Annotated in this window: 14 protein-coding genes; 6 read left to right on the top strand and 8 right to left on the bottom strand. The window is 59.4% G+C overall.

Features of this window, described 5'->3' with window-relative positions; translation table 11 throughout:
- The first annotated feature begins 170 nt into the window (after positions 1–170).
- A complete protein-coding gene (gene bfr / locus NAV32_RS17205) occupies positions 171–641 on the top strand; it encodes a bacterioferritin (protein WP_256054003.1) in 471 nt (156 codons plus the stop codon).
- A 92-nt stretch (positions 642–733) separates the two neighbouring features.
- Here bfr and grxD read toward each other — a convergent pair whose 3' ends face one another.
- Positions 734–1,060: a Grx4 family monothiol glutaredoxin gene (gene grxD / locus NAV32_RS17200; RefSeq protein WP_256054002.1), complete on the bottom strand. Its 327-nt coding sequence runs from the start codon at positions 1,058–1,060 to the stop codon at positions 734–736.
- Between the two features lie 285 nt (positions 1,061–1,345).
- Between grxD and argF the strand changes: the two genes are divergently transcribed.
- Complete coding sequence (gene argF, locus NAV32_RS17195; RefSeq protein ID WP_256054001.1) at positions 1,346–2,266, top strand: ornithine carbamoyltransferase; 921 nt, start codon at positions 1,346–1,348, stop codon at positions 2,264–2,266.
- A complete protein-coding gene (locus tag NAV32_RS17190) occupies positions 2,263–3,372 on the top strand; it encodes an ABC transporter ATP-binding protein (protein WP_256054000.1) in 1,110 nt (369 codons plus the stop codon). Before argF ends, NAV32_RS17190 begins: the two co-directional genes overlap by 4 nt.
- A gap of 10 nt (positions 3,373–3,382) precedes the next feature.
- Here NAV32_RS17190 and tadA read toward each other — a convergent pair whose 3' ends face one another.
- The 7 genes from tadA to dsbD form a co-directional block, all read right to left on the bottom strand.
- Positions 3,383–3,886, bottom strand: a complete 504-nt coding sequence (tadA, locus tag NAV32_RS17185) for a tRNA adenosine(34) deaminase TadA (protein ID WP_256053999.1) — start codon at positions 3,884–3,886, stop codon at positions 3,383–3,385.
- A 7-nt stretch (positions 3,887–3,893) separates the two neighbouring features.
- Positions 3,894–5,264, bottom strand: a complete 1,371-nt coding sequence (locus NAV32_RS17180; RefSeq protein WP_256053998.1) for a multicopper oxidase family protein — start codon at positions 5,262–5,264, stop codon at positions 3,894–3,896.
- A 450-nt stretch (positions 5,265–5,714) separates the two neighbouring features.
- Positions 5,715–6,563: a c-type cytochrome gene (locus NAV32_RS17175; protein ID WP_272890327.1), complete on the bottom strand. Its 849-nt coding sequence runs from the start codon at positions 6,561–6,563 to the stop codon at positions 5,715–5,717.
- 65 nt (positions 6,564–6,628) lie between these two features.
- Complete coding sequence (locus NAV32_RS17170) at positions 6,629–7,279, bottom strand: c-type cytochrome (RefSeq protein WP_256053996.1); 651 nt, start codon at positions 7,277–7,279, stop codon at positions 6,629–6,631.
- A 59-nt stretch (positions 7,280–7,338) separates the two neighbouring features.
- Positions 7,339–8,118 carry a thiol:disulfide interchange protein DsbG gene (dsbG, locus tag NAV32_RS17165; RefSeq protein ID WP_256053995.1) on the bottom strand — a complete coding sequence of 260 codons (780 nt, stop codon included), beginning with the start codon at positions 8,116–8,118 and terminating at the stop codon, positions 7,339–7,341.
- Entirely contained in the window at positions 8,115–8,930 is an 816-nt protein-coding gene (locus tag NAV32_RS17160; RefSeq protein WP_256053994.1) for a TlpA disulfide reductase family protein, read from the bottom strand. The genes dsbG and NAV32_RS17160 overlap by 4 nt, the downstream gene beginning before the upstream one ends.
- Positions 8,930–10,666 (bottom strand): protein-disulfide reductase DsbD, encoded by a 1,737-nt coding sequence (dsbD, locus tag NAV32_RS17155; RefSeq protein ID WP_256053993.1) that lies wholly within the window; start codon positions 10,664–10,666, stop codon positions 8,930–8,932. The genes NAV32_RS17160 and dsbD overlap by 1 nt, the downstream gene beginning before the upstream one ends.
- Positions 10,667–10,814: 148 nt before the next feature.
- On the opposite strand from dsbD, the gene NAV32_RS17150 reads away from it, so the two are divergent.
- The 3 genes from NAV32_RS17150 to NAV32_RS17140 all read left to right on the top strand — a co-directional run bounded on the left by NAV32_RS17150 (position 10,815) and on the right by NAV32_RS17140 (position 13,950).
- On the top strand, positions 10,815–11,510 hold the full coding sequence (locus tag NAV32_RS17150) for a response regulator transcription factor (RefSeq protein ID WP_256053992.1): 696 nt from the start codon (positions 10,815–10,817) through the stop codon (positions 11,508–11,510).
- Entirely contained in the window at positions 11,507–12,859 is a 1,353-nt protein-coding gene (locus NAV32_RS17145) for a sensor histidine kinase (RefSeq protein WP_256053991.1), read from the top strand. Before NAV32_RS17150 ends, NAV32_RS17145 begins: the two co-directional genes overlap by 4 nt.
- A gap of 890 nt (positions 12,860–13,749) precedes the next feature.
- Entirely contained in the window at positions 13,750–13,950 is a 201-nt protein-coding gene (locus tag NAV32_RS17140; protein WP_003298045.1) for a hypothetical protein, read from the top strand.
- Positions 13,951–14,448 lie beyond the last annotated feature (498 nt).

Below are 14,448 nucleotides of genomic sequence, written 5' to 3'. Positions count from 1 at the left end.
CACTGCCCGGCTTTTTTATGCCCGCAAATCAAGGTCTTGCTCGCAACGCAGGAGCGGAAACATTCTTATTGCGTTTTGCCTTTTGCATTCAATGACTTAGGTTTGACAGCCCCGTGCTTCGTGGCCAGACTTCTCCGTCAACAGGGTCAAACTTCAGACAGGACACGAACATGAAAGGCGACAAGTTAGTCATTCAGCATCTCAACAAGATTCTTGGCAACGAGCTGGTCGCCATCAACCAGTACTTCCTGCACGCACGCATGTATGAAGACTGGGGCCTGGGCAAACTCGGCAAGCATGAGTACGAAGAATCCATCGATGAGATGAAGCATGCGGACAAGCTGATCAAGCGCATCCTCTTTCTCGAAGGCCTGCCCAACCTGCAGGACCTGGGCAAACTGCAGATCGGCGAAAATACCCGGGAAATGCTTGAGTGTGATCTCCGACTGGAGCACAGCGGCGTGCAGGATCTGAAGGTCGCCATCGCCTACTGCGAAAGCGTCGGCGACTACGGTAGCCGCGAGTTGCTGGAAGACATCCTCGAAGCCGAGGAAGAACATATTGACTGGCTTGAAACCCAGCTGGGCCTGATCACCAAAGTGGGGCTGGAAAACTATCTGCAGTCGCAGATGGACGAATAAGTACCCCTCAACGCAAAACGCCATGTCCCGAAAGGTACATGGCGTTTTTTTTGGATCAGCTTTGCTTGGAAGCTGTAGCCGCTAGGGCTGCCTCAGGCTTCGGTCTTGCCGACCGCCGACTTGATCAGCGTTTGCAGCTCACCCTTTTCGAACATCTCCAGAATGATGTCGCTGCCGCCGACCAGTTCGCCACCCACCCACAGCTGGGGGAAAGTGGGCCAGTTAGCGTACTTGGGCAGCTCGGCGCGAATTTCCGGATTCTGCAGAATGTCGACATAGGCGAATTTTTCGCCGCAACCCATTACGGCCTGACTTGCGCGGGAAGAAAAACCGCACTGTGGCGCATTGGGCGAGCCTTTCATGTACAGCAGCACCGGGTTCTTTTCGATCTGCTCTTTGATGGTTTCGATAATTTCCACGGGGCACCTCGGCTAGTCACGATGGCGCGCATTGTACAGAACGACGACCTAAAAGCCGAGTCACGGAGTCGGCTTTTGTCGCTGAACATCAAGCTGTCGTCTTGTCCGGCCCGGATGACGGAGCATGCGTGTTGCGGATTGGAGGCCGATTTGCGCCAAAGAAGCCTTTCTGGATAAGATCGCGCCTTTCCCGTTTCGTCGCTTTCCGTGCGACCCCCTGTCGTAAGGCCCTCTTTTTCCTGCAAAACCTCCGGCCTTCGACTGCGGCAACACAAGGTAGTTGATATGAGCGCAAGGCATTTTCTCTCACTGATGGACTGCACGCCCCAAGAGCTCAACAGCCTGGTTCGTCGCGGCATCGAGCTGAAGGATCTGCGCAAGCGCGGCATTCTGTTCGAGCCGCTTAAAAGTCGCGTACTCGGGATGATCTTCGAAAAGGCTTCGACCCGCACCCGACTGTCCTTTGAAGCGGGAATGATCCAGCTTGGCGGACAGGCGATATTTCTCTCGCCACGCGACACCCAACTGGGACGCGGCGAGCCTATCGGCGACTCAGCCATCGTCATGTCGCGCATGCTCGATGCGGTCATGATCCGCACCTTTGCCCACGCCACCTTGACCGAATTCGCCGCGCACTCCTCGGTACCGCTGATCAACGGCCTGTCGGACGACCTGCATCCCTGCCAGCTACTGGCCGACATGCAGACTTTCCATGAACATCGCGGCAGCATCGCCGGCAAGACGGTTGCCTGGGTCGGTGACGGCAATAATATGTGCAACACCTATATGGAAGCCGCCGTCCAGTTCGATTTTCAGTTGCGCATTGCCTGCCCCAAAGGTTACGAGCCCAAGGCGGAACTGCTGGCCAAGGCCGGTGATCGCGTGCAGATTTTCCGTGACCCGCACGAAGCGGTCGCCGGGGCCCATCTGGTCAGTACAGACGTCTGGGCCTCAATGGGGCAGGAAGATGAGGCAGCAGCGCGCCTTGCGACTTTCCGGCCCTACCAGGTCGACCGCGCCCTGCTCGACACCGCAGCTGACGAGGTATTGTTCATGCACTGTCTGCCAGCCCACCGTGGCGAGGAAATCAGCCACGACCTGCTTGACGATCCGCGCTCGGTTGCCTGGGATCAGGCGGAGAACCGCCTGCATGCGCAGAAGGCTCTACTGGAGTTTCTGGTCGAGCCGGCGTTCAGCCACGCATGAGTGACCAACCGCTGTTGAACCTGCGCGGTCTGGACTGCGGCTATGCGGGCCAGCGCATCGTGCAGAACCTCAGCCTGCATCTCAATCGTGGCGACATAGGTTGCCTGCTGGGACCTTCCGGCTGCGGCAAGACCACCACCCTGCGCGCCATCGCCGGCTTCGAGCACCTCAGTGCCGGCGAGATCCAGCTGGGTGACACTGTGCTGTCACGCGCCGGTTTCACCCTCGCCCCCGAGAAGCGCCGCATCGGCATGGTGTTTCAGGACTACGCGCTGTTCCCCCATCTGACCGTGGCGGACAACATCGCCTTCGGTATTCGCAAGCATCCTCAGGCGGCGCGCATCGTCGGCGAAATGCTGGAGCTGGTGAACCTGTCCCAGCTGGGCAAGCGCTATCCCCACGAACTGTCAGGCGGACAACAGCAGCGCGTCGCCCTGGCCCGCGCCCTCGCACCGGAGCCGGAACTGCTGCTGCTCGACGAGCCTTTTTCCAACCTCGACGTAGACCTGCGTCGACGCCTCAGCCATGAAGTACGGAGCATCCTCAAGGCACGCGGTACCAGCGCGATTCTGGTCACCCACGATCAAGAGGAAGCCTTCGCCGTCAGCGATCAGATCGGGGTGCTGAAGGATGGTTGCCTGGAGCAGTGGGACACACCCTTCAACCTCTATCACGAACCACTGACGCCCTTCGTCGCGAGTTTCATCGGCCAGGGTTATTTCATTCGCGGCCAACTGGTCGATCCCGAAACGGTTCAAACCGAGCTGGGTGTGATTCATGGCGACCGCGCCTACATCATGCCTGACGGCAGCTCGGTGGATGTTCTGCTACGCCCGGACGATATCGTTTACGCACCGCAAAGCGAACTCAAGGCACTGATCGTTGGCAAGACCTTCCTTGGGGCTTCAACGCTGTATCGCCTGCAATTACCGACCGGCAACCAGCTGGAAGGTATTTTCCCCAGTCACACCGACTACCCCACCGGCCAGCAGATCGGCATCGCCATCGCTGCCGACCATCTGGTGGTATTCCCCGCCCAGGGCAGCGTTGCCGCCCATGAAACCCTGCCCAAGGCCGGCGTACGCCGCTACAGCGATAGCCGTTGAGCGTTTCGCCTCATGACTGACCCGGTTCGCGCGTGACCTGCTGGCGTCGCTGACGAAAGAAATCGCTCAGCGCCGCGCCACATTCATCCGCCAACACACCGCCTTCGACGAGTACGCGGTGGTTGAGAAAATCCTGGGCAAAGAACTGGCCGCGGCTGATCGCAACACCGGCCTTGGGCTCTGTGGCGCCATACACCACGCGCTGAATGCGTGAATGCACGATCAGCCCCGCGCACATGCTGCAGGGCTCCAGCGTGACGTACAGGGTGCTGCCGGGCAGGCGGTAGTTTTCCAGCTGCAGCGCAGCGTCGCGGATCGCCACCATCTCCGCATGTGCGCTGGGGTCATGCCGGGAAATCGGGCAGTTGAAGCCACGCCCGATGATCTGCCCATCCTGCACCAGCACAGCGCCCACCGGCACCTCGCCCAGCGCCGCGCCCTGGGCTGCCAGCGCCAGCGCTTCACGCATGAAAAGCGCGTCGTTACTGCGGTCGATGATCTGCGGTCTTTTCATGATTCGCCTATACCACCTCGATCGCCGCCATCAGTCCCGTTTCCATATGGTCGATGACATGACAATGGAACATCCACACACCGGGGTTATCTGCCACCAGCGCGATGCGGGCAGTTTCGTTCTTGCCCAGCAGATAGGTATCGGTAAACCAGGGCTCAATCTTGCGGCGATTGGAGGAAATCACTTTGAAAGTCATGCCGTGCAGATGAATCGGATGCTGATACTGGCTGAGATTGCGCAGCTCGAAAATGTAATGCCCATCCCTCCTCAGGGTGGCGATGGGTCGATCCGCACAGGTCTTGTCATCGATATCCCAGGCCTGGCCATTGATCTGCCAGAAGGTATGCGCCCCGCCCTGCTCGAAATCCGCTGACAGCGCACCCGCCCATTCAAAGTTGAAACGCAGTACCTCAGCACGCTGCAGGTCGGGCTCTGCAATGGGATTGGCGGGCAGCCTCGCCGGCCAGTCACCCTCGGTTTCATCCGTATTTACCGAGGCAAATGTTGCAAGGCGCAGCGGACCATTACGCAGCGATATCCGCTCACCTGCAGGGGGCACCTTCAAACCCAGCTCGATACGCATGCCCGGCCCCAGCCAGTATTCCTTGCCCAGTACTCGCGGCTCCACCGGATTGCCATCCAGAGCATAGATGCGCGTTTCGCCAGCGGACAGGTTGAGGCGATAGGTCAGGGTATTGTCGAGATTGAGAATGCGCAGCCGCACGACCTGCCCCTCGGGCAGCTCCAGGGTCGGTGCATGCACGCCATTGACACTGGACAGTACGCCCGGCGTGCCCCCGCGTGCGGCTTCACGGGGAACGCTGAATTTGGTAAAGGCGCCCTGCTTGTCTACATGCCAACTTTTCAGGCTCAAGGTGCGCTCATGGCGAAAGCCGCTGGGTTCGCGTTCCTCAACGATCAACGGCCCCACCAGCCCACGGCCCAGCTGCTCACCACTGGCCGTGTGCGGGTGATACCAGAAACTGCCGGCATCGTGCAGTTGGAAGCGGTAATCGAAGAACTCTCCCGGCAGCACCGGCAGTTGCGACACATAGGGCACACCGTCCATCTCCAGCGGTAGCCGGATGCCATGCCAGTGAATGGTCGTCGGTTCCGGCAGATGGTTGACGAATCGCACACGCAACCAGTCGCCCTGTCGCCCACGCAGCTCCAGGCCTGGCGCCTGCCCGCCGTAAGCCCAGGCGGGCGTCGAATGGCCAGGCACCAACTCGATATCGAGCGGCGCGGCAATCAGTTCGTAATCATGCGTGGTGATATCGGCGGGACGTCCCAGCCAGTAACGAGCGCCGCCAGCACCAAAGCCGACCACAGCGAGACCGGCAAAGCCGGCAAGAATTTTTCGGCGGGTGAACGTCATGTGATACCAGTTTGCAACATAGACAAGATGAGAGATTTTCTCACTTGCTGACTGTTTGCGCGAGCCGGCTTTCGCCTCGGTTGCTCAGTATTACGCGACATGATGTCCCGCCCGACACGCAAAGGTCTGCTGTGTACTGCTAGCGCATTAATGAATCTCGGTTTATCCAGGTAAGGTATTTTGATAATCCTTCGCGGGCTTCAAAGCCTGATGGATTAGGGGCTTCAGGCTTCGGTCCTATGGCGCTCGCTTTCCATCGGTGACAAAGCGGGTCGCGGGGACAGCAACAGGCTCACTGTTCGCCTGCAGCCAGTTGTTAGGTCAATCATCCAGACATGACTGTTACCGCCTCAAAGGCGTGAAAGCTATCGTTCATGAGTTAGCAGGATGAGAGGCGAAGTACCGCAGTTCCACACTCGCTGACTCCACCTCCAGAACCGTAGCGTTAAACTAGATTCCCTTGCCCAGCATCTGCCCATTCACGATTTCACCGTAGAGATTAACCCCGTCGTTAGCGTGAAACCTGTCGCGAGTTTTTTCTATCGAGCCATCGATCAAGCGTGGGTCCTGAGGTCGCTCATGGCTGTTCATGAAGGCCGCGACATGCCACGCATCCTCGTCCGATAAGGTCCCACCTTTGCCCAGCGGCATGCTCTCCTTGATGAACGCAGCGGCCGTATTGATTCGATGCATGCCTGCCCCCCAATTGAATGAGTCGGCCCCCCAAAGTGGCGGGAACACGTAATCCTCACCTGCTTTTTGCCCTTCTCCGTCCGCTCCATGGCATACCGCGCACTGTGCGGTGTAGACCTGCTCGCCTTTGGCAAGATCGTAGCCTCCCTCCGGTTCCGGCACTTCGGGATAGGCACGCCCAGGCAGCTCCTGGCCAGTCGGCGCGCCGGTCGAGAGCCAGTAGGAATACGCTGAAAGCGCGGCAATGACCGGGCCGTCCGCTTCCGGTGCCTTTCCGTTCATGCTGAACTGGAAACAGCCCTGCACCCGTTCGGCGTAGCTGTTCACCTTGTCGTTCTTCTTGCGATACGCCGGGTACATGGGATAGGCGCCCCACAAAGGCGCGGAGTTGGCCTTTCGGCCTTGATCGAGGTGACAGTTGGCGCACGCAAGACCGTTGCCTACATATTCGGGCGCTCGGTTCTTGGTATCGACGAAGATGGCGCGTCCTTCCTGGACCAGCTTTCCAAAGGCGTTATCCGGTAGTTCGCGCTCCTGCGGCGGCTGGAAATATTGATCGCTGGCTGGCGCGCCAGCGCCAGTGAGAATCTGGGACTGATCCTCCATCGCGATGTCTGCGGCATGAGCAGGAATGGCAAGAGCTATCAGCAGCAAGGCGCTTGTTTGAATGTTCACTTTCCTGCTCCTGTTTCAGTCAACGTAGCGAAATATTCCGAGACTGCTTTAATCTCCTCATCAGTGAGATTGCGTGCGATGTGCCCCATCAGGTCGTTGGGATCGTTTTTGCGTGTGCCCTGGCGCCAGGCGCTCAACTGCGACGACAGATACTGGGCGGGCTGTCCTGCAAGCGGAGGAAAGGCATCCCCGACACCCACCCCACTCGGCCCATGACAAGCCACACATTCGGGAATATTGCGGTCCCATGCGCCACGCAGTGCCAGTGTTTGCCCGAGCCCCTGAACCAAAGACGCACGGCCAATCCGCTCGACATCGAGTGGGGGCTTTTCAGCCAGCATCATCGTGACGGCCTCCGCCTCCTCAGAACTCAAGGCGACTGCAATGGGCTGCATGATCGGATTGGCGCGCTCCCCCGAAGCGAAGTCGGCGAGCTGTTTTTTCATGTGGTTGGCCGACAGGCCGGCGAGCCGCGGAAATCCGGCTGCCGCCATGCCTTCACCCTCGGTGCCATGGCAGGTGACGCAAGCCATTGCGGCAGGGTTGACGCCGCCCTGGTTGTAGACAGTTACCGGGTCGGCAACCGCCAGTGCGTGCGCGGAGACCGCCATAAGCAACCCTGCCAAGGACCAGTGAGCAACGTTCATAAGATCTCCATATTGTTATTTTTTTAATTTCGGCACTCGCCGAAGCATTGTCTATCTGATCAAGGCTTCGCCGACAGCGGTCCCATTATTTCGTCAAGGGTTTCGGGGCGAGGGGCACCTTGCTGCTGTTGCAGACGTCCCTCGTCGTCAAGGTAGTAAATCGCCGGCGTTGCCGAGGCGCCCATCTGGCTCATCAGCGTCAGGTTGGCTTCAAGCTGCTCAGCCAGCTTAGTCGAAATAGCCTTGCTCGGCTTGAGCTTACTCGCCTTGCCAGCGGCCTCATGCTCGTTTAGCGCCGCCTCGGGATTGTTTGCTGCCAGCAATGCCGCAGACTTACCCGCACTATCCGGGCGCAGCATCCCGACCATCACGTGGCGAAGCTGGACATCGCCGGCCTCGACCCAGGGTCGGGCCTGTTTCCAGAACATGTTGCAAAATGGGCAGTTCGGATCAGAGAACATATATATGGTACGGGGGGCGTCAGCCACACCGTCTTGAATCCAGGTGCTGCCTTCGAGCCGTTGCCACATTTCCTTGCCCTGAGGCTCGTACACCAACTTCTCAAGCGTGGCCTTTGTCAGGTCTTCCCCGTTCGCGTCGAGCAAACTGCCGATCAGCACGTGATCGCCATCTGGCGTCAGGTACAGCGCAATACCCTGTCCGTTGTAGCGTGCGGCGTAGCCCCGCAACCCGCCTGGGGCATCGAAGCTGCCGACCACTTCGGCGCCGCGGCTCTCGATAGTCTGGATCGCAGGTGGCAGGGCTTGCGCCCACGCTAATGGCGCCAATAGCAACGCGGTGGCAGAAATAAACAATGAAACCGGTCGGACATGATTCATGGTTGTGTACCTATCTCTAATTGTTGCAGGGCACGGGCAAGACTGGCATGCGAAAGCTCACCGAGGTGACTGCCAACCTGGCGCCCTTCGGCATCGTAAAAAAGCGTTGTCGGCAACGCCGTGGACCCAACGTGCTGACCCAGCCGGCCTCCAGAGTCGAACAGCACGTTTTCCAGACTGAGCCCTTCGCCTTCGAGAAAGTCAGTGACGACCCGCTCGCCCTCACCCTGGTTGACGAAAAGGAAGTTCACACCGGCTTCGTTGCGCTGAGCTTCGGCCAGCACCGGCATCTCCCGCCGGCACGGTGGGCACCAGGTTGCCCAGAGGTTGACGACCAAGGGCTTGCCGACGAAGTCATGCAAGGCCACCGGCTTGCCCTGCTCGTCCCGCAGACCCATCTCAGGCAGCCGCGTGCCCTGCTCGAATGCATGCAGTGCGAAGGTGGCGAAGCCCCAACTCAGCACGCCCACTGCCACACCCCATCCAAGCGGTTTACGCAACGTTCTCTCGCGCCAGGCGAACCACGCACCGAGTAGCAGAGCGGCCAGTATCCCCGGCCATGCGATGAAACCGCCGTCGCGTATGTCGATCACGCGCCAGGGCTCATCGGCGAAATGCTCGAGATACATCAGCACGAATGCCAGGCGAGCGACCACCAATGCCACCAACAGCAACCTGAACAACTGCGGCTCAGGATTGCGAGCGTTGCGCCTCCCCACCCACCAGCCGGTGAGCATCGCCAGAAACAGGCTCGCCATGAGCAGCGCATGAGGCACGGCCAAGGCCAGCGGCCCTAGATTGATCGTCAACATCAGCCGCGCTCCATCGTTTCGTTCCACTTGCTGAGAAACTGGCTGGCATCCACCTCACCGGTGATGCGCTGAGACCTGCGTTCCACGCCATCCGGGCCGATCAGCAACAACGTCGGCGGCCCCATCACCTGGTAGCGGTTCAGAAGCTCACTGCTCGCAGCATCGGCTTTCGTCACATCGGGACGAAGCACACGCACGCCTTGGAGCGAAGCTTGAACCTGCGCATCGCCAAACACCTCTTTCTCCATGACTTTGCAGGACACGCACCAGTCTGCGTAGTAATCGACCAGCACCCATTGGCCCGCTGCTTTGGCAGCGGCGAGTTCACGATCAAGAACGGCAGGCTCACTGAAACCAACGAAACCCTGAGTAACCTCAAGCGCGTTCACCGAAGCGCCGCCGGTAAAGACCTCGAGCGGCCGGATCGGATCCTGCGCGCCGCCCGCCGCGCCCAGCACCAGAGCCACACCCCAGACACCAGATAGCGCGGCGACGGATCGGCCCAATGCCTGATGCTGTTTGATCTGGCGCGATAGCTGCTGCAATCCGCTGGCAACCACCACCAGAAGCGCACCCCACAACCCGACCCATAAAGAGTCCGCCAGTAACGGGCGAAGCACATAGAGCGCAGCAACCAGAAACAGAAAGCCGAACGCAACTTTCACCCGATCCATCCACGGCCCCGGTTTCGGCAGAAAGCGATTGCCCAGTGTCACCAACAGAACCATTGGAGTACCTATTCCCAGGCCCAGCACGAACAGCACCAACCCACCGTGCACGGCGTTGCCACTTTGTGCGATGTACAGCAACGCCGCAGCCAACGGCGCGGTCATGCAAGGTCCGACCAACAACCCCGAGAGCACGCCTAACGCACTGGCCCCCGCCAGACTGCCCCCCTTGCGTTTGCGGCCGGCATCTTCCAGCCGATCACGCAGCACCCCCGGCAATTGAAGCTCGAAGAAACCGAACATCGGCAAAGACAACAAGACGAACAACGCGGCAAAACTCCCGATTAGCCAGGGCTGCATCAGCCACCCCTGCAGATTCGCCCCGAGCAACGCGGCCACGACCCCAAGGGCCGCATACACCGACGCCATGCTGACGACATAGGTCCCGGCGAGCGCCATGCCGCGGCGAGGGCTGGCCTGGCTGCCGACAACGATACCGGCCAGAATCGGCAGCATCGGTAGCGAGCAAGGCGTAAAGGCAAGCAACAAGCCGAGCCCGAAGAAGATCAGCAGACTCCAGCCAAGCGCCTGCTGCTCCAACCCGCTCGCCAGTGCCTGGTCATCGGCCTGAACAGGATCGGACAGACCTGTGCCACCCCCCAGTTCTACCCTGCGCGTCTGCGGTGGATAGCAAAGACCCGCATCGGCGCAGCCTTGCCATCCCAGTTCAAGGGTGGCGACATTCGCATCCGGAATGACCACTTCCAGGCTGTCGCGATAGATTTGCGAGTCGCCAAAATACTCGTCGTGATAAGGCTGGCCTGGAGGGATGACCGGCTCACTACCAGCCGGCAGCCCGACGAATCGCAGGCGTTCCTGATAGAGGTAATAACCGGGTGCGATATCCCAACGCAGGACAGCGCCGCCAGCTTCAGGCCGCTCGACATGAAGATTGAACGCCTGGTCGACCGGCAGGAAATCGTCCTGCTTGGGTCCAAACGTAAACGGCGACGCGCTTGCCTGAACAAGCCAGAGGCAACAGGCCAGAAAGAAAAAAATCGCCCGCATGCGCTACACCCCGATAACCGAATACGGGGCAAGCATGGCGACTCGGGATTAAGACGCGATTAAGAGAACCAACCAGGCGTACCATCTCATAATGCCCCGTTAATCCATGCGGGTGATACTCAAGGCAGGTTTCAAGCGGTTCCAACTCATGCATGTATTGCTGACAGAAGATAACACCCTCATCGCGAGCGGCATCGTCGCGGGGCTCGAGGCCCAGGGTTTCAGCGTGACCCATGCCGCCACGGCTGCGCATGCGGAGGCATTGCTGCGCAGCGCCCACTTCGATCTGCTGATCCTCGACCTGGGATTGCCTGACGAAGATGGATTGCTCTTGCTTAACCGTCTGCGCCGACGGGGATTTGAGCGCCCCGTGCTGGTTCTGACAGCTCGTGATGCAGTGACCGAACGCGTCGCGGGGCTTCAAGCGGGCGCCGACGACTATCTGGTCAAACCCTTCGATCTGCGAGAACTCGCTGCCCGCCTGCATGCGTTGCTGCGCCGGGCGGCAGGGCGAACGACCCACCTGGTCGAACATGGATCGCTTACCTACGACCCTGCCGCCTGTGCCGCCTTTCTAGAGGGCGACCCCATCGACCTGTCGCGCCGCGAGCAAGCGCTTCTGCAGGCTCTTCTGCAAAACCCCGGTCGTGTGCTTTCTGCCGAGCAACTGAAGGATGCGGTGTACGGGCTTGACGACGACGTCGAAAGCAACGCGCTCAATGTCCACATTCACCATCTTCGCCGCAAGCTGGGCAACGGCATCGTCGAAACGGTCAGAGGCCTCGGCTATCGCCTGGGTACCGCCGGCCCTGCGTCAGATCAGACTCGGAATACCGGCTCATGAGCCTGCGCCTTCGCCTGACGCTTTCGCTCGGCTCCGCTTTCGTCCTGCTTTGGGCACTGGCAGCCACCTGGATGCTGTTCGACGTCCGTAACCAGCTCATGCTTTCGCTCGATCAGCGCCTGGCAGCATCGGCCCGGATGGTTGCGGGCCTGCTGGCTCAGCTCCCCCAACCACAACTGGCCGAAGACGGTATCGCTCGCCTGAGCGCGGAACAACTCGGTATCGAGAATGGCCTTGCCTGTCAGGTCAGTTCGTTACGCGGCGAGGTTCTGGCGCGCAGCCACGCAGCGCCGGATAGCCTTCTCGATGCCCAGCGTACCGGCTTTCACGATCAATTCATCGGCGATACGGCTTGGCGAAGCTTCACCCTTATTCAGAGCGGGATGCGCATCACCACGGCTGATCGCCTCGATGAACGCGGCACGCTGATGCGCTCGGTCCTGCTTGGCGCCGCGGTGCCGGTAGCCGTCGCGCTGCTCGGTAGCCTGATAGTGCTCTGGATTGGCATCGGCAATGGCCTTTCACCGCTCAGGCGAATCCGGGACGCCCTGGCCCAACGTAGCGCCGACTCAGTGGAGCCGTTGCACATCGAGCGGTTGCCGCGCGAGTTGGCCCCACTAGTGGCCACACAAAATCAGCTGTTCGAGCGGATCGCCCAAACATTCGAACGCGAGCGGCGGCTGACCGATGACGCCGCTCACGAATTACGCAGCCCGTTGACCGCAATCAAGACCCACCTGCAAGTAGCGTCCATGACCGAGGGGGATACTGCCAAGCGGGCCCTGGCACAGGCAGAAATCGGAACTGACCGCTTACATCGCATTCTGGAGCAGTTGCTGATGCTCGCCCGAGTGGAGGGGCGCGTGTCGTTCGACGACGGCCTGCGTTGTACGGCAACAGAGGTGGCTCAACTGGCGATTACCGATGCCTGCCAGCATGCCGGACCACCTATTGAACTCGAAGTGGCAGACAACCTTTCTCGCTGCTTTTTGGCTATGCCGCCTGCATTGGCCGTCGCAGCACTGCGCAACCTCTTGGAGAATGCCCGACGCCATACGCAAAACGGCACTGACGTTTGCATATCTCTGGAACAGCAAGGCGACGACAAGGTCCGCTTCACCGTCCGGGATCACGGACCTGGGATTTCTCCAGAACTGATCGAGCGGTTCACCGAGCGGTTCTGGCGAAGCTCCACAGGTGACGGCAGCGGGCTTGGACTGTCCATCGTCAAGGCAATTGCAGAGCGCTGTGGCTGCGAGCTTCGCTTTATATCGCAAGGTGATGGGCTGCAGGTTGAGTTCGTTGTCGATTTGCAGACTTCAGCCGGTTCGGAAGTCGAGGCCCATTGAACGTTGATGCCCGAATATATTGTTGGTGCTCTCGTCCAGCACGTACGAAGGTAACGAAGCACGTCTCCGAGTCTATATACACAGGCAGCCAGACTGCAGACTTTCCGCCCTATTCCTGACCAAGCTGAAACTGCCGCAAGCATGTCAAACTTGCGGCATCCAGGCATCCAGCATCGCCCCTACCCCTGCCAATCCCGAGGCGCTCTGGTTGAGTGAAAGAAGACCGGTGACAGGGCGGCTTCCTCGGTTTCCTTTGATTGGGTGCGGGGTTCGAGTTCGGCGGGGGCTGGAATTCGGCGAGTGGATAGCCCGCAGTCTGGCCCTGATGATCGGGAGCATCGAGGTTTCCTCCTGTTCATGACGGCTTTTACCGTCAAAGGTCAGGAGACCTGTTGATGCAGGGAAAGCCGCATGGCGCAAGCTTTCCCTGGAGGAATTTACCGTCAAAGACCGGTTTGGTCTCGATTAGTAAATGGGAGAATGCTAAACCGACCTCCAGCTCCTACCGTTACCCTTACGGCCAGTTTGTTCTGCTGTCAGACAAAAGACACCGATAGGTGCCGCAACGTATTTCCTTTTAAATCAATACGTTACAGCATCGTATCGATAGGTAGCGATAGCTCAGGAAGGACCTGATTTCACTCCCACTCGATCATCAACAGGCCATCAAAGACCGCATGGTCAAAGGGGTTGGAAGCAATTGAGCTGGAGTCTTACCGTCGCTTTTACCGTCAACTGCGCAGGGCTTTTGCTGATGCCGGAGATGCAGCGATTTGCGGGAAGACGAAGGTATCGACACCATCATCAATCAGCTTTCATTTTAACTTGTCAACGCCGTCACAGCGAGGTCTTAACGGCCCATAAAAATCTGCCACAAAATGGGGGCGTAAATGGACCGAACGATCAGCGAGGATGAACGAAACGGTTTTTTTGACCTGAAAATGAAGCGGGTCTGGCAGCGCCACTACGCCAACCCCGCCGAGGCCATTGCCGACATCACCCACTCCATCGTCGGCTTCTACAACACTCACCGGCGGCACTCCACGCTCGGCTACCGATCCCCAACCAACTACGAGAAAGCCACTGTCTGAAATTACCTATTCAGGTGACCTCCAAAATTTGACCACTACACACCGCGCCTCGCTGACGGATTCGGCAAGTGTTTGGATTCGATTACATGCGACCTACTGTTCCGAGTACTTGAAGTGCAAGGAAAGACGCAAAGCTGATCAAAAGCTAGCCAACCGCGACAACCGCCCGGTGGCTCTGGGCTCGAAGGGCCAGCTCTGACGATATCCACCCGCTTATCCACAGTTTTTGTGGGTAAGCCGTCGCAGCTCTACAGGCCAATGTGACCTTGGTGGGTAGCGAAATGGCCTTGGTCCACCGCCTGACCGTCAATACGCCTGAGCGGGCGGCGCCTGGTTGAGCTGTCCGCTAGCAGCAGTGACCCTACATCGAACGCAAGTTATGAGGTGCAGGCACACTGGTTGTCTGTGTTTGAGGTTGTCGTCTGATGACGCTGTCGCAGTGCATCGGCCCGGCGCAGCCTGAACGTGAGGGTGGCATACCGAGTCGGCCTCATCCCC

Source organism: Stutzerimonas stutzeri, assembly GCF_024448695.1.
In the GTDB taxonomy this organism is placed as follows: Bacteria; Pseudomonadota; Gammaproteobacteria; order Pseudomonadales; family Pseudomonadaceae; genus Stutzerimonas; species Stutzerimonas stutzeri_T.
The sequence above is the reverse complement of the archived record's forward strand: the minus strand, read 5'-3'. Positions and strand labels throughout refer to the sequence as shown.